The 16943-nt window shown below is 75.4% G+C and carries 19 protein-coding genes; 11 read left to right on the top strand and 8 right to left on the bottom strand.

Going from position 1 to position 16943, the window contains the following annotated elements; all coding sequences use genetic code 11:
- Positions 1-281: 281 nt before the first annotated feature.
- Positions 282-929, bottom strand: coding sequence for a hypothetical protein (locus ABZ495_RS22200; protein WP_359837641.1), 648 nt, complete (start codon positions 927-929; stop codon positions 282-284).
- Between the two features lie 420 nt (positions 930-1349).
- Here ABZ495_RS22200 and ABZ495_RS22195 point away from each other — a divergent pair, with 420 nt between their 5' ends.
- Together ABZ495_RS22195 and ABZ495_RS22190 are read left to right on the top strand one after the other, a co-directional pair.
- Complete coding sequence (locus tag ABZ495_RS22195) at positions 1350-1730, top strand: hypothetical protein (RefSeq protein WP_329491226.1); 381 nt, start codon at positions 1350-1352, stop codon at positions 1728-1730.
- Positions 1731-1750: 20 nt separating this feature from the next.
- Positions 1751-2014, top strand: coding sequence for a hypothetical protein (locus tag ABZ495_RS22190; protein ID WP_359837639.1), 264 nt, complete (start codon positions 1751-1753; stop codon positions 2012-2014).
- 274 nt (positions 2015-2288) lie between these two features.
- Here the strand turns inward: ABZ495_RS22190 and ABZ495_RS22185 are convergent, their stop codons facing one another.
- Positions 2289-3224 (bottom strand): NADP-dependent oxidoreductase, encoded by a 936-nt coding sequence (locus ABZ495_RS22185; RefSeq protein ID WP_359809984.1) that lies wholly within the window; start codon positions 3222-3224, stop codon positions 2289-2291.
- A 141-nt stretch (positions 3225-3365) separates the two neighbouring features.
- On the opposite strand from ABZ495_RS22185, the gene ABZ495_RS22180 reads away from it, so the two are divergent.
- A complete protein-coding gene (locus tag ABZ495_RS22180) occupies positions 3366-3785 on the top strand; it encodes a helix-turn-helix domain-containing protein (protein WP_359809987.1) in 420 nt (139 codons plus the stop codon).
- Here ABZ495_RS22180 and ABZ495_RS22175 read toward each other — a convergent pair.
- Positions 3746-4402, bottom strand: a complete 657-nt coding sequence (locus tag ABZ495_RS22175) for an AAA family ATPase (protein WP_359809990.1) — start codon at positions 4400-4402, stop codon at positions 3746-3748. The genes ABZ495_RS22180 and ABZ495_RS22175 overlap by 40 nt on opposite strands.
- Before the next feature lie 131 nt (positions 4403-4533).
- Here ABZ495_RS22175 and ABZ495_RS22170 point away from each other — a divergent pair, with 131 nt between their 5' ends.
- A complete protein-coding gene (locus ABZ495_RS22170; RefSeq protein ID WP_359809993.1) occupies positions 4534-5076 on the top strand; it encodes an AAA family ATPase in 543 nt (180 codons plus the stop codon).
- 100 nt (positions 5077-5176) lie between these two features.
- On the opposite strand, the gene ABZ495_RS22165 is transcribed toward ABZ495_RS22170, so the two are convergent.
- Positions 5177-5725: a MarR family transcriptional regulator gene (locus ABZ495_RS22165; RefSeq protein WP_359809996.1), complete on the bottom strand. Its 549-nt coding sequence runs from the start codon at positions 5723-5725 to the stop codon at positions 5177-5179.
- A 46-nt stretch (positions 5726-5771) separates the two neighbouring features.
- Between ABZ495_RS22165 and ABZ495_RS22160 the strand changes: the two genes are divergently transcribed.
- The 3 genes from ABZ495_RS22160 to ABZ495_RS22150 all read left to right on the top strand — a co-directional run bounded on the left by ABZ495_RS22160 (position 5772) and on the right by ABZ495_RS22150 (position 8360).
- On the top strand, positions 5772-6752 hold the full coding sequence (locus ABZ495_RS22160) for an EamA family transporter (RefSeq protein WP_359809999.1): 981 nt from the start codon (positions 5772-5774) through the stop codon (positions 6750-6752).
- Positions 6753-6896: 144 nt separating this feature from the next.
- On the top strand, positions 6897-7793 hold the full coding sequence (locus ABZ495_RS22155) for a neutral zinc metallopeptidase (RefSeq protein WP_359837636.1): 897 nt from the start codon (positions 6897-6899) through the stop codon (positions 7791-7793).
- A gap of 204 nt (positions 7794-7997) precedes the next feature.
- Complete coding sequence (locus tag ABZ495_RS22150) at positions 7998-8360, top strand: hypothetical protein (RefSeq protein WP_359810005.1); 363 nt, start codon at positions 7998-8000, stop codon at positions 8358-8360.
- A gap of 132 nt (positions 8361-8492) precedes the next feature.
- On the opposite strand, the gene ABZ495_RS22145 is transcribed toward ABZ495_RS22150, so the two are convergent.
- Positions 8493-10037 carry an alpha/beta hydrolase gene (locus tag ABZ495_RS22145; RefSeq protein WP_359837634.1) on the bottom strand — a complete coding sequence of 515 codons (1545 nt, stop codon included), beginning with the start codon at positions 10035-10037 and terminating at the stop codon, positions 8493-8495.
- A gap of 300 nt (positions 10038-10337) precedes the next feature.
- Here ABZ495_RS22145 and ABZ495_RS22140 point away from each other — a divergent pair, with 300 nt between their 5' ends.
- Complete coding sequence (locus ABZ495_RS22140) at positions 10338-11873, top strand: hypothetical protein (RefSeq protein ID WP_359837632.1); 1536 nt, start codon at positions 10338-10340, stop codon at positions 11871-11873.
- On the opposite strand, the gene ABZ495_RS22135 is transcribed toward ABZ495_RS22140, so the two are convergent.
- Positions 11870-12562 carry a nitroreductase gene (locus tag ABZ495_RS22135; RefSeq protein ID WP_359837631.1) on the bottom strand — a complete coding sequence of 231 codons (693 nt, stop codon included), beginning with the start codon at positions 12560-12562 and terminating at the stop codon, positions 11870-11872. The genes ABZ495_RS22140 and ABZ495_RS22135 overlap by 4 nt on opposite strands.
- Positions 12563-12667: 105 nt before the next feature.
- Between ABZ495_RS22135 and ABZ495_RS22130 the strand changes: the two genes are divergently transcribed.
- Positions 12668-13276 carry a helix-turn-helix domain-containing protein gene (locus ABZ495_RS22130; protein ID WP_359837628.1) on the top strand — a complete coding sequence of 203 codons (609 nt, stop codon included), beginning with the start codon at positions 12668-12670 and terminating at the stop codon, positions 13274-13276.
- 114 nt (positions 13277-13390) lie between these two features.
- Entirely contained in the window at positions 13391-14491 is a 1101-nt protein-coding gene (locus ABZ495_RS22125; RefSeq protein ID WP_359837626.1) for a M20 family metallopeptidase, read from the top strand.
- Between the two features lie 104 nt (positions 14492-14595).
- Here ABZ495_RS22125 and ABZ495_RS22120 read toward each other — a convergent pair whose 3' ends face one another.
- Both ABZ495_RS22120 and ABZ495_RS22115 read right to left on the bottom strand, forming a co-directional pair.
- The gene (locus ABZ495_RS22120; RefSeq protein ID WP_359837624.1) at positions 14596-15234 is read right to left on the bottom strand and encodes an NAD(P)H-binding protein; all 639 of its coding nucleotides are present in this window, start codon (positions 15232-15234) and stop codon (positions 14596-14598) included.
- 78 nt (positions 15235-15312) lie between these two features.
- The gene (locus ABZ495_RS22115) at positions 15313-16305 is read right to left on the bottom strand and encodes an EamA family transporter (RefSeq protein WP_359837622.1); all 993 of its coding nucleotides are present in this window, start codon (positions 16303-16305) and stop codon (positions 15313-15315) included.
- 98 nt (positions 16306-16403) lie between these two features.
- Between ABZ495_RS22115 and ABZ495_RS22110 the strand changes: the two genes are divergently transcribed.
- Positions 16404-16901, top strand: coding sequence for a MarR family transcriptional regulator (locus ABZ495_RS22110; RefSeq protein WP_329491241.1), 498 nt, complete (start codon positions 16404-16406; stop codon positions 16899-16901).
- Positions 16902-16943 lie beyond the last annotated feature (42 nt).

The raw sequence follows: 16943 nt of genomic DNA, 5'->3' as shown, positions 1-16943 counted from the left end.
GTTCGGCCCCCCGGAGGGGTGTCGCGCGGGCGGCCCGGGGGCGTGGAGGGGTGGAGTCGGCTCATGCGGTCCGCCTTGGCTTTCGGGGGAGTACCGAGTACGGCACGGTGGCGTCATTCTGTGAACGCCCGTGCCGTACCCGCATCCGCCCGCAGGCCCCCGCCCGGCGCCGTTCACGCCCCGGAGGGAACCGGCTGCGCCGCCCGGCGTCCCCCCGGCGGCCGGTTCGGGGGCCGCCGGGCGGCATCTGCCGGTTCGTGGGCCGCCGGTTCGCCGTGGGCTCAGCCGCCGAGCGACTTGGCCAGCACCATCGCCAGCCCGCTCTCGGCGAGGGCCTCCGCCGGGGCGTTGACGCCGTCGCCCGGGCCGCGGTCCTTCACCACCTCGACGGCGTAGACGCGTCCGCCGGCCACGAAGAGGGCCCTCGGGTGGGTGCCGTCCTTACGCTGGGTCAGTACCGCCTCCTGGCCGACCCCCGGCAGGGTGGTGACCTGGAGCTGGCCGTCCGCCTTGGCCGAGGCCAGGGCGGTCGGGGTGGTCTCGCGGATCGAGGCGTAGGAGTCGGGCGAGCCCCAGGTGCAGCCCCAGACCGGGCTGCCGTCGCTCGCCGGGTCGGGGTGGGTGCCGCGGAACGGGCCCGAGGTGCCCACCGCCGCGACGACCTGGGGGGACTGCAGCAGCGTGCAGGCGTCCGCCGGCCGCCCGGCGGGCGCGGCGGTGGGTGCTCCGGTGCTCGCGGGGGCGGGCGCGGAGGCGCTGGATCCGGGTGTCGTCGCCGCCGTGGGCGCGGCCGCGCCGGGTGTGGTGGGCGGGGGCGCGGCCGTCGCCCCGCCGGAGGACGAGCAGCCGGCCACGGCGACGCCCGCGAGGGCCAACGCAGGCAGCCAGAGCTGCCGACGCCCGTACCGGACCGCTGATTTGAGCTGCATGGGACCCCCTCGTCCGGCGTCCGCCGGTGCGGCGGACTGTGGTGCTCCAGGGATCCTAGTGGCCGGGCCGGTCCGGTATTTCCCGTTCCGGAAACGGGAGTTGCGCAGCTGCGTCACGAGCCCGACCCGGCGCGTCCGGCGGTCGGACCGGCGGTCCGGGGTGCGGGGGTGGTACGCGCACGTGCGGCCGGGCTCCCGGCGGCGCCCGGGACGGGAGGGTCTGACCAGGACCGATGCGACGCAAGTCCTTTACCAGTACCGGGCGGTCGGTGTCGAGCTCTCCTTCCTCAGCTCCCCGGACGGGTGATGTTCTGGTGAAAGTGGTCATGCCAGGAATGGCGGCCCGGCATCCTTGGGCCGGTGACCAGGCGGATCCCGCAATCGGCGGATCCCGAGACCAGGCGGATGGAGGCCCAGACGGTGAGCACGAACCTGCCGGAGACCGTGGCGGAGGGGCCGGTCCTCCCGGCGCCGCCCCGGGTCGTGGACGACCTGGCCCGTGACCTGACCCATGCCGCCGCCGCCGTCCGGGCGGTCTCGCGGGCGGGGCGCAGCGGCGGCGACGTCGCCGTCGCGGCGTACACCGCCGTGGTGTGCACCGGCCGTTCGGCGGCCCGGGCACTGGAGGAGGCGGCCGCGTGGTGCCGCCAGGCACCCGAGGCGGAGGTGCACTCGCTGGCCTGGGCCCGGGTGCCCGGGCACCGCGACGACGTCTACGAGTACCGCGTCACGCTGGCCGTGAGCTTCCCCGACCACGAGACCGGCGAGCACAGCGGCGACACCCACCACGCCCCGCGCTGAGCCGGATTATGATCGCTCCCATGGATGATGGGGGCACGAACGAGATACGGGCGACCACGGCCGGGGAGACCGAACTCTCCACCGGGGCGGCGGTGGTGGTGACCGTCCTGGCGGCGCTGGGGGCGGTGGCGGTCCTGCTGGCCGTCCTCCACTGGCTGGGTTGGACCGCCCCCGGGATCGGCTGGCTGCTTGCCAAGGGCGCCGTCAAACTCTGCGCCGGCGGCGCGGTCGGCCTGATCGGTGCCCTCGCCTGGCTCCGCCAACGGCACGCCTCACGCGGGTAGTTCCGCCGTCGTCCGCACGCGACGCCCGGGACGAGGGCCGGCACCCGCTGGTCGCCGGCCCTCGTGCCGTCACGCCGGGGGCGGGACGGGGACCGGGGCCACGGCAGCTGGATGGCGTTCAGTCCCAGCCGGCGTTGGCGGGGACGGTGTAGGGGCCTGCCTGGAAGGCGGTGATGTGGCCGGTGGTGTCGGCGAGGCCGGTGTAGAGGACGATGGCGCCGTCGGTGCGGTGGTAGAGCGGGCCGAGGTTGCACCGTTCTCGCGCCGGCGGTGGTCAGGGGACCAGGACGAGCCGGCCGCGCAGGCCGCCGCCGGCCAGTCGGCGGTGGGCGTCGGCGGCCCGGGCCAGCGGGTGGGTGGCGGCGACCCGGAGGGTGAGCCGGCCCGCGGCGGCGAGGGCGGACAGCTCGGCGAGCGCCGGGCCGTCGGCGGCGATCCAGACGGTGGCGACCCGGATGCCGCGCAGGCCCTGGGGCGCGCCCCCGGACACGGTGACGAAGCTGCCCCGGTTGCGGACGGCGCCGAGTGCGACCACCCCGAGCAGGGCGGCGTCCAGGGCGCCGTCCACCCCGCCCGGGACGAGCGCCCGGACGGCGGCGGCCGGATCGGCGGTACCGCGCGGCACGAACCACTCGGCCCCCAGACCCCGGACCAGCGCCTCGTCCGCCGCACCGGCCAGGGCCACGACCCGCAGGCCGCGCAGGGCGGCGAGTTCGACGGCGAAGCCGCCCACCGCGCCGGCCGCGCCGGTCACCAGCAGCGAGGCGCCGGCCGGGAGGCCGAGCAGGTCCAGTGCCTGGGCGGCGGTCAGTCCGTTCAACGGCAGCGTCGCCGCCTCGACGGCCGGCACCCCCGCCGGGGCCGGGGCGAGCGCCGAGGCGTCCAGCACCACGTACTCGGCGTAGGTGCCGAGCGGGACGTCCAGGCGGTCGCGCAGACCGATCACCGGGTCGCCCGGGCCGAAGCCGGACACTCCCGGGCCCACCCGGTCGACCGTGCCCGCCACGTCCCAGCCCAGCCCGGTCACCTCGCGCGGTGCCATCAGCCCCGCCGCCACCAGGGCCCCGGAGCGGGTCACGGCGTCCACCGGATTGACCCCGGCGGCGGACACCCGGACCCGCACCTGGCCAGGGCCGGCCTCGGGGACGGGCACCTCGACCAGCTCCAGGGCTTCCGGACCGGCATGGCTGCGGACGACGACGGCGCGCACGGGGCACTCCTCGGGGAGGGGACGGCGGGACCCGGCGGTCCCGGGGCGATCGGACTTGCCAACGGCACCCACGCTAGGGAGAGTTGCCCTCCGGTCGGAAGCACGCACCGCGAAGTGCGTACCGTACGGGGAGGGAAGCCCATGGCCACCATGACCGCCGCCCAGCGCCGCTCGGCCGAGCGCGCGAGCTTCGACGCCTACCTCGCGCAGTGCCCGGCGCGGCAACTGCTCGACCGGATCGGCGACAAGTGGGTCAGCCTCCTCGTCAACGCGCTGGCCGACGGCCCGCAGCGGTACAGCGAGCTGCGCCGCCGACTGGCCGGGGTCAGCGAGAAGATGCTCACCCAGACCCTGCGCGCCCTGGAGCGGGACGGCCTGCTCACCCGCACCGTCACGCCCTCGGTGCCCGCCCGGGTCGACTACGCGCTGACGCCGCTGGGGGCCGGACTGCTGCCGGTGGTACGGGCGATCAAGGCCTGGGCGGAGGAGAACATGCCCGAGGTGCTCGCCGCCCGGGACGCCTACGACACCCGGCCGGACGTACGCGGCGCGGGGGGCTGAGGGCCCGGCCGGCCCGAGGGCGTGCGGAGCGCCTCGTCGAGGCGGACCGCGAGAGTGTCCCAGGGGCGGCAGTCGACCACCGGGAGGCCGTACCGGTCCGCCTGCTCGGCGAGCCAGTGCGAGTACCGGGCGCCGACCTCGGCCCGCCGCACCTGCGGGCCGCACCCGGGCTCGCGGGCGGCGTAGTTGGCGGTGATCCGGGCCGCGTCCGGCTCGTGCAGGAACACCGCCCGGACACGGCGCCCGGCCGCCCGGCCCGCCTCGACGGCCCGGGCGGCGGCGGCCGGGGTGAGGTAGTCGCCCTCGACGACGGCGGGCACGTCCACCGTCAGGCGGTTGCGGACGACACCGAGGACGGCGGGCTCCAGCGCCCCGGCGGTCGCGATCTGCAGCTGCAACTCCTGCTCCGCTGTGCGGGGTTCGGCAGGGTCAGGGCTGTCGAAGTGGTGCAGCCCCGGGTGCTGGTCGGCTGTGGTGATCTCCTGGACGGCGCTGACCACGTCGTCGAACTCCACCACGAACGCGCCCGTCTCCCGGGCCAGTCGCGCGGCTGCCCGGCTCTTCCCGATGCCCGAGGCTCCGCCGATCAGCACGATGTCCCACCACAAGGTCGTCATGCGGCGGACCGTATCGCGGGCCGTGGGACGGGATCACCCGCATTCCACCGGGCCGGTGCGGCGACGGGCCGGCCCGTCCGCATCGCGGCGGTGCCCGGCGGGCTCGGGCGGCGTCCACTAGCGTGGGGTGGATGACAGGCAGTGAGCACACCGTGCTGATCGTCCTGCGGGGCAACAGCGGATCCGGCAAGTCGAGCATCGCGGCCGAGCTGCGGGCCCGGTGCGGGCGGGGGAAGCTCGCGCTGGTCGGCCAGGACAACCTGCGCCGGACCGTGCTGCAGGAGCGGGACACGGACGGTTGCGCCTCGATCGGCCTGATCGACACCGTCGCCCGCTACGCCCTCGACCACGGCTTCCACGTCGTCGTCGAAGGCATCCTGACCGCTGCGCGGTACGGCCCGATGCTCGGGCGGCTGGCCGCGGACCACCGCGGCCGCACCCTGCTGTACTACCTCGACGTCGACCTGGCGGAGACTCTGCGCCGGCACTCGCTGCGGCCGCAGGCCGCCGAGTTCGGCTCCGAGGAGATGACCGGCTGGTACGTCGGGGGCGATCTGCTGCCCGGTGGTGCGGAGCAGGTCGTCGGCGAGGACAACACCCTGGAGCAGACCGTGGCGCGGATCCTGGCGGACGCCGGTCTGACGCCGCCGGCGTCCGGAGCCGGCGAGCCCTGAGCTGCCGACTCCTCAGCTGCCGAGCCCTGGGCCGTCGGAGTTCTGGACCGTCGGAGTTCTGGCCCGTCGGGGCTTCCCGGGGAGGGCGGGCGGATCCTCGTCACGCCTCGGTGGACTTCGGGGGGTGGTCCAGGCGGTACTGCCAGCTGGTCAGCAGGCCCTCCAGGGCGGTGGCCTCCTGGGGAGTGAGCAGCTCCAGCAGGCGGTGCTCGTTGCGCATGTGGGCGGTGAACGCCTCGTCGATCAGTCGCCGGCCGGCCGGGGTGAGTGCGACGACGCGCCCGCGCCCGTCCTCGTCGCTGCGACGGCGGGTGACCAGCCCGGCCCGCTCCAGGCGGTCGATCCGCTTCGTCATGGCGCCGGTGGTGACCATCGTGTGGGCGGCGAGTTCGCCGGGGGCCCGTTCGAAGGGGGGGCCGGCTCGGCGCAGCGCGGCGAGCACGTCGAACTCGCCCTCGCCGAGGCCGTAGCGGGCGTACACCAGGCCGAGCTCGTCGGTGAGGCGGGCGGCGAGGCGGTGCAGCCGGCCGATCACCGCCTGCGGCGAGACATCGAGGTCGGGCCGCTCCCGCCGCCATTCGGCCTGGATGGCGGCCACGTGGTCCGGGGCTCCGGGTGGCGGTCCGAGCGGGTCGCGCTGCTGTTCCATGGCGCCATCCTAGCCGGATAGCTTCCTGGGAAGTTATATTGCTTCCATGGAAGCGAATATTCGGTGGATCCTGGTGACCGCCGTCGCGCCGGTCGCCTGGGGTGCCAACTACTACGTCACCCGCGAATTCCTCCCGGCGGACCGCCCGCTCTGGGGTGCCGCCCTGCGGGCCCTGCCGGCCGGCCTGATCCTGCTCGCCCTCGCCCGGCGGCTGCCGCGCGGGGCCTGGTGGTGGCGCTCGGCGGTGCTCGGACTGCTCAACACAGGGGTCTTCTTCGTCCTGCTCTACGTCGCCTCGCAACTGCTCGCCACCAGCGTCGCCTCGACCGTCATGGCGGCCTCCCCGCTGGCGATGATGCTGATCGCCTGGGCCCTGGTGGCCGAGCGGCCGGCCCGCGCGCACCTGGTCGGCGCGCTGGTGGGGCTGGGTGGGGTCGGGCTGATGGTGCTCGGCCGGGCGGGTGCGGTGAGCCCGGCCGGGTTGGCCGCCTCGATGGCCGCCATGCTGGTCTCCTCCTTCGGTTACGTCCTCGCCGGCCGCTGGCGCGACGGTGCGGACGTCCTGGCCTCGACCTCCTGGCAGTTGATCGCGGGCGGGCTCGTCCTGCTCCCGGCGGCCGCGGTTGCCGAGGGGGTGCCGCCGGTGCCCGCCCTGGCGGAGCTGCTGGCGTTCGGGTACGTCGCCGTGGTGGCCACGGCGCTGGCGTTCGTCGCGTGGTTCGCCGGTCTGCGGCACCTGCCGGCCGGGACGGTCGGCCTGGTCGGCCTGCTCAACCCGATCACCGGTGTCCTGCTCGGTACAGCGGTGGCAGGAGAGGAGCTGGGGCCGGTCCAGGCGGGCGGGTTGCTGCTGGTGCTGGTGGGAGTGCTGCTCGGGCGGCCGCGTGCGGCGGGGCGGCGTGCGGAACGCCCGCGGCCGGGGGCGCCGGTGGAGGGGGTCGAGACGGTCGAGACGGTCGAGGGTGGGGCCTGCCGGGGTGCGGGGCGCGGGGCGGGCGGGGCGTTCCGGGCCCGGCGACGTGGGTGAGCCGGTTCAGCTGGTTCACCCCGGCGGCCGGGTCCGGCAGACCCGTTCTGACCTGCGCGTCCTGCCCCGGCCGGGGTGGTCCGGCGGGCTACCGTGGCCGGGCGGCCGCACCCGGGTCGCGGCGGGTGCGACGGACGGAGGGACATGCAGTTCGACGAGCAGGGGGACCTCGACACCTCGCAGGTGGACGACCGGCGCGGCCGCCCGGGAGGCCGGGTCGCCATCGGCGGTGGCGCGGCGGGCCTGCTGATCGCGCTGGTCGCGGTGCTCTTCGGGGTCGACCCGAGTCTGCTCGGTCTCTCCGAGGGAGGCGGTCCCGGTGCGGACGCGCGCCCCAGTACCGCCGGCGAGGTGCAGCAGGTCTGCCGGAGCGGCGCGGACGCGAACCGCCGTCAGGACTGCCGGATCGTCGCCGTCACCAACAGCCTCCAGGAGTACTGGCGGGGCGAACTGCCCCGGCACGGCACGCCCTACCGCCCCGCCGAGACGGTCCTGTTCACCGACCGCGTCTCCACCGCCTGTGGCGCGGCGACGTCCGCCGTCGGCCCGTTCTACTGTCCGGGCGATCGTCAGGCCTACTTCGACCTCGGCTTCTTCGACGAGCTCTCCACCCGCTTCGGCGCCCGCGGCGGCCCCTTCGCCGAGGCGTACGTGGTGGCCCACGAGTACGGGCACCACATCCAGAACCTCACCGGCACGACCCAGCGGGTCGGCGGGGACCGGCAGGGCCAGAACAGCGCCTCGGTGAAGCTCGAACTCCAGGCGGACTGCTACGCGGGGGTCTGGGCGCACCACGCCACCACCACCCCGCAGGCCTCCACCGGCCGGCCGCTGATCAGCACCCTCACCGACCAGGACATCGCCCAGGGTCTGGACGCCGCGGCCGCCGTCGGCGACGACCGGATCCAGAAGCGGGCGACCGGCCGGATCGACCCGGAGGTCTGGACGCACGGCTCCTCGGCGCAGCGCCAGGCCTGGTTCACCGCCGGCTACCGCACGGGCTCGATGAGCGACTGCGACACCTTCGCGACCCCGCGCTGACCCTGTTCGGACTTCACGCCGGCCGGTACCGGTATCGGCCACCCGGCTGCTCCCGGGGCTGCTCGTGGGTGTCGTTCCGCGCGCCCCGCCGCCCGCCACACCCTGTCATCCGTCAGGGACCGTTGCCGCCGCACCGCTCCTACGCTGCTGATCAGTGGCCGGATCACTCACCGCCGGCCCCCGCGACCCCAGAGGGAGAACCACATGCGCAGGATCCTGCACGCCGCCGCCGCGCTCGCCCTGGCGACCGCCGCCGTCACCACCCTGGGTGCCACCGGCGCCCAGGCCGCCGGCAGCTGGGACGGCTGCCCGTCCGGAGCGGTCTGCATCTACGGCGAGGGCGCCCCCACCTCCACCCCGCCGACCGATGTCCTCTACAGCTACGGAGCCCACAACCTGAGCAACAAGACGGGCTGGCACTGGGTCCTCAACAACCAGACCGGTGGCGCCCACGCCCGCCTGTGCCTCGGTTACAACGGCACCAACTGCAACTACGACATGGCCGCCCAGAACGGCGTCTGGGCCGACCTGGGCCCGGTCAACTCCATCACCCTCGACCGCCCCTGAGCTCCGCCGGCTCCGATCCGCCGAGGATGCGGGGGTGGCCGCCGGGCCCCGGCCACCACCGCACTCCGGGCAGGCCGGCCACCACCCGTCCGCCCCGACCGCACCCGGCGCCGGGGGGCGCCTGGGTGCCGGTCAACCCGACTGCGGGGAGGGGCAGCTGAGATCACGGGCGGGGACGCGGCCGTCGAGCAGGTAGGACTCGACGACCTCGCGGACACAGGCGTTGGACCCCGGGTACTGGCCGTGGTCGCCGCTGCCGGTCACCGTCACCAGCCGGGAGCCGCGCAAGGCCCGGTGGGCCGAGCGGGCCGCCTCGTCGTAGGTGGCCGGGTCGTGCACCGAGTTGAGCATCAGCGTGGGCGGCAGGCCCGCCCCCGTCACCCGCACCCGGGGTGCGGTCGGCGCCGGCCAGGTGGCGCAGACGGCGGCGAAGGCCAGCGTCCGGGCGCCCGCCAGTGGCCAACGGGCGGTGAGTTCGCGGCCCCGCGCGACCCAGGTGTCCAGATCACCCGTCCAGGGCGTGTCGTTGCAGGTCACGGCGAAGTACTCGGCGAGGAACCCGGGGCTCAGGTACTGGCCGAAGACCTGCCGCGCCGTCTCCCGGGCGGCCGGGCTCGCGCCCGGCAAGTCGTCCAGTGCGGTCAGGGCGGTGGCCAGCGCGGGGAATCCGTCGCTCGCCCGGTAGACGGCCTGGACGGTGCCGTTGTCCAGCTGGTTGGGGCCGACCGTCAGGGCGCCGTCGACGAGCGGGCCGTCGTGCAGGGCCGCGCGCCGCCGCTCCCAGTGGGCCCCGGCCTCGGCGACGGTGGCGCCGTAGTGGTACGTGTCGTCCCGGGCCGCCAACCAGGGCAGGAAGTCCTCCTCGAAGCGGCGCTGGAAGCTCATCGGCTGCCCCAGCTGGAACCGCTCCCAGCTGCCGTCGAAGCCGACGTTGCTGTCCAGCACCATCCGCTCCACCCGCCGCGGGAAGAGCGTCGCGTAGTACGCGCCGATCATGGTCGCGTAGGACGGGCCGTAGTAGGTGATCCGCCGCTCGCCGAGCAGGGCGCGGAAGAGGTCGAGGTCGCGGACGGTCTGCTCGGTGGTCAGGAACGGCAGCAGACCGCCGCTGCGCCGCGCGCAGTCGGCGCCGAGGCGACGGGAGTTGTCGATCACGCGGGCGCGGGCGGCCGGGTCGTCGTCGCGGAAGTCCCCGGCGAAGAAGTCCTGGAACTCCTCCGGTGTCTGGCAGACGGGCCGGGTGCTCCGGCCCACCCCGCGCTGGTCGAAGCCCACCACGTCGTACGCGGCTCCGACGGCCGGCGCCGCGCGCACGAAGCTGCCCGGCCGCAGCAGCCCCGCCCCGCCGGGGCCCCCGGCGGCCATCAGCAGGGTGCCGCGCCGCTTCGCCGGGTCGTCCGCCCGGTGCCGGGACACCGAGACGGAGAGGTCCGGACCGCGCTTCGGGTGGTGCCAGTCGCGCGGGACGGCCATCGTGGCGCACTCCAGCTCGGGCGCCTCCGCACAGGGCTGCCAGGCGAGTCGCTGCTGGGTGTAGCGGGAGGGGACGGGCGGTACCGGGGCGCCGGTGGCCGCGGCGGCGCCGGTGACGGGCAGGGACAGGGCGGCGAGGAGCGCGGCCACCGCGGTGGCGAGCGCCCCCCGGCGCCGACGGGTGCTGGGTACGGATTCGTTCACGTCTTGATCCTCGGGGCCTGGAGCGGGTGTGGTCGATCCGGCACGCACCACTTTTCGGGGTGGTGCGGACGACACCCGCCGAACGGCGGGGGCGCCGAGGGTGCAGGGCTCCTCCGGGTGGCCCGGGCAGCACTGTTGACGGGCCGTCGGCCGGGCGAACGGCGGGCGCGCGAGGGGGACGGCCCGGTCGTGTGTCGGGGTCGCGCCGCCCGGAGGAGCGATTGTCGGTGCAGGTCGTTAGGCTGCCGTCCGCAGTGATCGGAACGGAACCAGTACGGGCACGGGGCAGGCGGTAGCGGTATGACGACGACGGACGACGGGGTGGGCGGGGCCCGCGAGGCGCTGGCCGCGCTGCGCGCGCTGACGCAGGAACCGTCCGGTGGGATCGAGCTGCTGGGCGGCTTCACGGACGAACAGATGGACGCCTGGCCGGTCTTCGTGCCGGCGGCCTGCCGCGCGGTGCTGCGCGAGGTCGGCGGGGTCGAGAGCGAGGAGTGGGGCACCTACGCCTTCGGTCCGGTCGGCGGGGAGGCACCGGGCGAGGGCTACCTGGTCGTCGGTGAGACCGGCTACGAGGGCGGGCAGCTGGTGGTCGGCGTCGGGGCGGCGGCGCGTGCCGACTGGGGCCCGGTGCTGCGCCTCGAACCCTGGGGGGACGAGGAGAGCGTCGTCGAGGCGCCCGGATTCGTCGGCTGGCTGCCGGAGTTGGCCGGCCGGCTGGCCGAGGGCGAGGACGCCTGGCAGCAGCCGGCCGGTGCCTCGACGGTGCTCGCCGTGCCCTCGCTGCGGGCGGCGGCCGCCGATCCCGGGCTCGCCCGGCTGGCCGGCCCCGGCGACAGTCTGACCGACGTCGTCGACCTGCGGGAACTGCCCGGCTACCCGTGCACGCTCGGCTGGGAGCCGTACTACTCGACCGCGCACGCCACCGCGGACACCAGCGGCAGCGAGGTCTCGTTCACCCTGGTCGGCGACGGGCGGGCGCTGCTGGTCCGGAGCCTGGTCAGTGGGGACTTCCTGGGCCGCCCGGTCGAGCGGCCCGCCGTCCCCGCCGACGCTCCCGAGCGGGCGGTGGCCGAACTGCGCGCCCTGGCGGCGGAGCTGCCCGGGCTGGTCATCCTGGAGGGGGGCTGCACCGAGGCGGAGCTGGACGACTGGCCGGTGCCGCTGCCCGGCGAGGTGCGCGCCGTGCTGCGGGAGCTCAGCGGCGTCCGGATCGCCGGTCTGGAGCCGGTCGAACTGCGCCCCGGTGCGGTGGCCGACCGGCACTCGCCGACGCTGGTGGACATGGTCGGCGGCTCGGGCTCGTTCTGGCCGGTGGCCTGGCTGGACCGGGGCCGCGACCCGGTCTCCGTGCAGGTGCGGATCGACCGGGAGACGGGGGAGTGGGGCCATGTCGTCTCCGTCCCGGGGGACGCGGAGCGGCTCGCCGAATGGCCGGAGGTGTCCCTGCTCGCCGAATCGCTGCCGCACCTGCTGCTCGTCCTCGCCCGGGCCGCCCGCGGTGCGGTGCGCCGGGCGGCGACGGCGGACGGCGGTGTGGACGGCGCCCGGTTCGCGAGCCGGGTGCGGTCCGCCCTCCACCACTTCCTGCCCAACACGGGCGAGCCCTGGGTCTTCTCGGCCCCGGCGCGGGAGTGGGCCGCGGCCGGCGACGCACTGCGGGCCGCGGCGGCGGCCGCGCTCCCCGGGGACGCCCTGGTGGCGGACCTGCGGGAGGCGCCGATACCGGCCGACCTCTGCTTCCACCGGGTGCGGGCCTGGGGCTACCGGACCCGGGCCGAGCGGCTGTGCTTCCTGGCGGGCGGCCGGATCGTCGCCGTCGTCCCGGTCTCCTAGTCGTGGAACGTCGTGGTCGCCGTCAGTGCCACGCGTCCGGTGCTGACGCGGTTGACCGGTGCGGCGGCTTCGGCGTAGCCGAACGAGACCCCGACGAGCAGCTTCCCCCCGCTGACGCCGAGTTCGCCGCGCACGGTGTCGGCGTAGAAGCTCAGCAGCCCCTGGGGACAGCTGTCCACGCCGTACGCGGCCATCGCCAGCAGCAGCGTCTGCAGATAGGCGCCGACATCCGCGGCCGGCCGCGCGTCGGCACGGTCTGAGGAGACGAAGAGGAACGCGACGTGCGGTGCGCCGTAGAACCGCAGGCTCTCGGCGTCGTACGCCGCGCGTGCCGCGGCGTCGTCGCGGGCGATACCCAGCGCGCCGTAGAGCTCGGCGCCGAAGGCGGCGCGCCGTTCCCGCTGGATCGGGGCGTACATGTCCTCGCGGTACGGGAAGTCGGCGGAGGTGCGGCGGGTGGCGTGGGCCGCCTGCAGGGCGTCTGCCAGGCGGTCGCGCGGTGCTCCGCTGACCACCTCCACCCGCCACGGCTGCGTGTTGGAGTTGGACGGCGCGGCGCCGGCCAGTGAGAAGACCGCACGCATCGTCTCGGGGGGCACGGCGTCGGGCCGGAACGCACGTACGGCGCGTCGGCCGCGGATCAGCCGCTCCGCGTAACCACTCAGCTCGGTGTGACCGGACCGGCCCATGGAGCACCCCTCACTCGCACGAAGTAGACGCAACCGTTTACTTGGACGGGTGCGACTCTACCCACCCGCCGCAGCGGAAGTAAACGGCGCCGTATACTCGCCCCCATGACTGCGGCACCGGAGACGGAAGTGCACGTACCTGCGCGGCCGGGGCGGGGTGCGCGGGAGCGCATCCTGGCCGCCGCCACCCGGCTGTTCGCGGACCAGGGGATCACCGCGACCGGCATGGAGCAGATCGCGGAAGCGGCGCCGGTGTCCAAGCGCACCCTCTACGCCCACTTCCGGACCAAGAGCGACCTCGTGATCGCCTACCTGCGGGCGCTCGCCGGGTCGGGGAACACGCTGGAGAGCGTGCTCACCCGTGCGGATCTCGACCCCCGGGAGCGGATCCTTCGGCTGTTCGACCCACCTGCCGCGGCGGCGGCCCCGGTTCGGGGGTGCCCGTTCATCGGTGCCGCGGCGGAGTTCCCCGACCCCCTGAGCCCGATCCACGCCCACGCCCGGGAACGGAAACTGCTGATGGCCCATCTGGTCACCACGCTCGTGGCGGAGCTGGGGTGCGCCGAGCCCGCCGCGCTCGCCGAGCAGTTGGTGACCCTCGCGGACGGCGCGGCCAGTCGCGCCATGGTGTTGAACGAGGCGGACTACGGCCGGCACGCGCGCGCGGCTGCGGAGACCCTCCTCGCCCACGCCCTCACGCCTCCCCTCCGCTGATCGCGCCCGGACACGTTCCCCGGGCGCGGCGGGCGGGTCGACGGGTCGGGCTCGGGGGCCTTCGGGGCGGGACGGCGGTTCGAGGGGGCGGGCGGGTTCAGTAGCGTGGCGGGCATGACTACGCACAAGGCCGCACCGGTGAACGTCGACGAGATGCTCAAGGACCTCAGGACACTCGTCGAGGTCGAGTCCCCGTCACGTGACCTCGACGCGCTGAAGGCCTCGGCCGAGGCCGTGGCGGGTGTGGTCGAGAGCCGTCTCGGAGGGCGCGCGGTGCTGGTCGGGACCGACGCCGGGCCGCACGTCCACTGGTCGGGCGGCGGCGAGCCCAAGGTCCTGATCCTCGGCCACCACGACACGGTGTTCCCGTTGGGCACCCTCCGGCGCCGCCCGTTCACGGTCGAGGGCGGGCACGCGACCGGTCCCGGGGTCTTCGACATGCTCGGCGGCCTGGTCCAGGCCGTGCACGGGCTGGCGGCCCTCGACGACCTGTCGGGCGTGGAGATCCTGGTGACCGCCGACGAGGAGGTCGGCTCGGGCTCGTCCCGGGCCCTCATCGAGGAACGTGCGCGGGCCTGCGGCGCCGTGCTGGTCTTCGAGGGGGCGGCCGACGGCGGGGCGCTGAAGACCGGCCGCAAGGGCTGCGGCACGTTCGAGGTCTCCGTCGTGGGCCGGGCCTCGCACGCGGGCCTCGAACCCGAGGCGGGCGTCAACGCCCTGGTCGAGGCGGCGCACCAGGTGCTCGACATCGCGGCGCTCGGTCGGCCGGAGGTCGGCACGACCGTGGTCCCGACCGTGGCCTCGGCGGGCACCCTGGACAACGTCGTGCCGGCCGGGGCGACCGTCACCGTCGACGTCCGGGTCGAGTCGGCCGGGGAGAAGGAGCGGATCGAAGCCGCCTTCGCGGCGCTCACCCCGCATCTCGACGGGGCGCGGATCACGGTGCGGGGGAGCGTCGGCAGGCCGCCGATGCCCGCGTCGGCGTCGGCCGAACTCTTCGCGCTGGCGGAGCGGTTGCTGCCCGGTGTCGGGAGCATGAGGGTCGGCGGTGGGAGCGACGGCAACTTCACGGCCGCCCTGGGGATCCCGACACTCGACGGGCTCGGAGCGGTCGGCGGGGGTGCCCACGCGGACCACGAGTACCTGGAGGTCGCGTCGATGGCCGAGCGGGCGGATCTCGTCGCCGGTCTGGTGACGGCGATCCGGAACGCGTAGGCCAGCCCCGCCACCGACCCGGCCCCCGCGGCCGGCCCGCCCGCGACGTGCGGGTGCCCGGTGCCGAGGGCACCGGGCACTCCCGGGGGCGGTGACGGCGGGGCTCAGTAGGCGACGGTGAAGCGGGTGCGGTGGTGGACCGGCCGAGCGGCCTCGTCGAGGAGGGCGACGGCGAGGTCCTCCATGGAGATCGCCGAGACACCGGCCTCGTCGACCAGCAGCTCGTCGCGCCCGAGGCGGTAGTGGCCGGTGCGCCGGCCCGGTTCGAGCAGCGCGGCGGGGCTGAGGTAGGCCCAGTCGACCTCGGTCTCGGCCCGGTAGAGGGCGAGCTGCTCGCCGCAGGCGAGGGCGATGGGGAGCCAGGCGGCCGGGAAGTCGGGGTCGTCGATGACGGTGGCGCCGTCGCCGCCGGGCAGGGTCAGGCTGCCCGCGCCGCCGACCACGAGCAGGCGGACGTCCGTCCCGGCCAGGCCGGCCAGCAGGCCCTTGGTGGCGAGCGCCAGGTCGGGCTCGCTGCCGGGGGCGGGGCGGGTGGCGCTGATCACCACGGACCGGCCGGCGGCGAGACGGGCGACGTCCTCCGGGTTGCGGGCGTCGCCGGTGGCGATCTCGGCGGCGGCCGGCAGCGCGTGCGGCCGGGACGGGTCGCGGAGGACGGCGGTGACCTCGTGGCCCCGGGCGAGGGCCTCGGTCACCACCCGGCTGCCGACGTTGCCGGTCGCGCCGAAGACGGTGATGCGCATGGGATGGCTCCGGTTCTCTGGTGGTGTTGGTGAGGGGTGGTGTGGGTGAGGGGTTCTGCGGGAGTGCCTGACGACGGTTCAGGCGCGTACGGCGGCGGACTCGTTCGCGGGCCGCTCGCCGTCCCGTGCGGGTTCCGGGCCGGCCGGGTCGGCCGGGTCAGCGGGGTCGGCCGGGCCGGTCGGGTGGGCCGGGTCGGCCGGGGCCGCGGCGGTGCGGGGCCGCTGGGTCTGGGCGGCGACCAGCGAACCGAGCACGATCACCGCGCCGAGCCCCTGGACGGGGGTGAGGTTCTGTCCGAGGACGAGCCAGCCGAGGGCGGTGGCGACCACCGGGCTGAGCAGTCCCAGGAAGGTGACCGAGGTGGCGGGCAGCGCCCGGATGCCGCGGAGCCAGAGCGCGTACGACAGGGCCGCGCCGATCAGGCCGAGGTAGCCGTAGCCGAGCAGGTTGTCGCCGGTGAGGTGGGAGGGCGGGGCGCCCTCGACGACGAGGGCGACGGGCAGCAGCAGCAGTCCGCCCGCGGTGAGCTGCCAGCCGGTGGTGGCGAGCAGTGGTGCCGGTGAGGTCCAGCGCTTGGAGAGGACGACGCCGGTGGCCATCACGACCGCGCCGCCGAGCGCGGCCGCGACCCCGAGGGCGTCGAGCTGGGCGCCGGCGCGCAGGACCAGCAGGCTGACGCCGGTGATCCCGGCGATGCCGGAGAGGAGGGTGCGCAGTGAGAGCCGGTCACCGAGCAGACCGGCCGAGAGCCCGGCGGCGATCAGCGGCTGGACGGCGCCGACGGTGGCCGCGACCCCGCCCGGCAGTCGGTAGGCGGCGATGAAGAGCAGGGCGAAGAACGCGCCGATGTTGAGCGCGCCCAGGACCAGTGAGCGCCACCACCAACTGCCCTTCGGGAGCCGGCGGGTGAGGGCGATGAGCAGCAGCCCGGCGGGCAGGGCGCGGATCACCCCGGCGAGCAGCGGGCGGCCGGGCGGGAGCAGTTCGGTGGTGACGAGGTAGGTCGAACCCCAGATGGCGGGGGCCAGCGCGGTCAGCAGGACGATTCCGAGTCGTCGATTCCTTAGCACTAAGCCAATGTATCTCAGCGCTAAGGCATCTCGCGTCGGCGTCGGCCGTTCGGTCGTGTGAGGTATCTCACCGCTAAGGCATCGTTTAGGCTGGGGGCGTGGCAGATCATGTGGACCGGCTGGTCAAGCAGTGGGGCGCCGAGCGTCCCGACCTCGACGTCTCCCCGATGGAGGTGATCGGTCGGCTGAAACGGCTCACCTACCTGGTGGAGGCCGAGCTCAAGCGGAACTTCGCCACCCACGGTCTGGACGCCCCCTCCTTCGACGTCCTCGCCACCCTGCGCCGCAGCGGCCCGCCCTACCGCCTCACCCCGACCGGCCTGATGCGGACCGCGATGGTCACCTCCGGTGCCATCAGCCAGCGGCTCGACCGGCTGGAGGCCCGCGGTCTGGTCACCCGCACCCCCAGCGGCTCCGACGGGCGGAGCCGGGACGTCGAACTGACCCCCGAGGGCCGCGCCCTGGTCGACCGGGCGCTCCCGGACCACCTGGTCACCGAACGGCGGCTGCTGGCCGGCCTGGACGAGCGGCAGACCGAGGCGCTGATCGACGCCCTGCGCACCCTCCTCGCCTCCCTCGGGGACAGCCCGGAGTAGCACAACCGAGGCCGGGGCGGGACCGGGACCGGGGTGGGACCG

This window comes from Kitasatospora sp. NPDC005748 (genome assembly GCF_040630735.1).
Lineage (GTDB): Bacteria > Actinomycetota > Actinomycetes > Streptomycetales > Streptomycetaceae > Kitasatospora.
The sequence above is the reverse complement of the archived record's forward strand: the minus strand, read 5'-3'. Positions and strand labels throughout refer to the sequence as shown.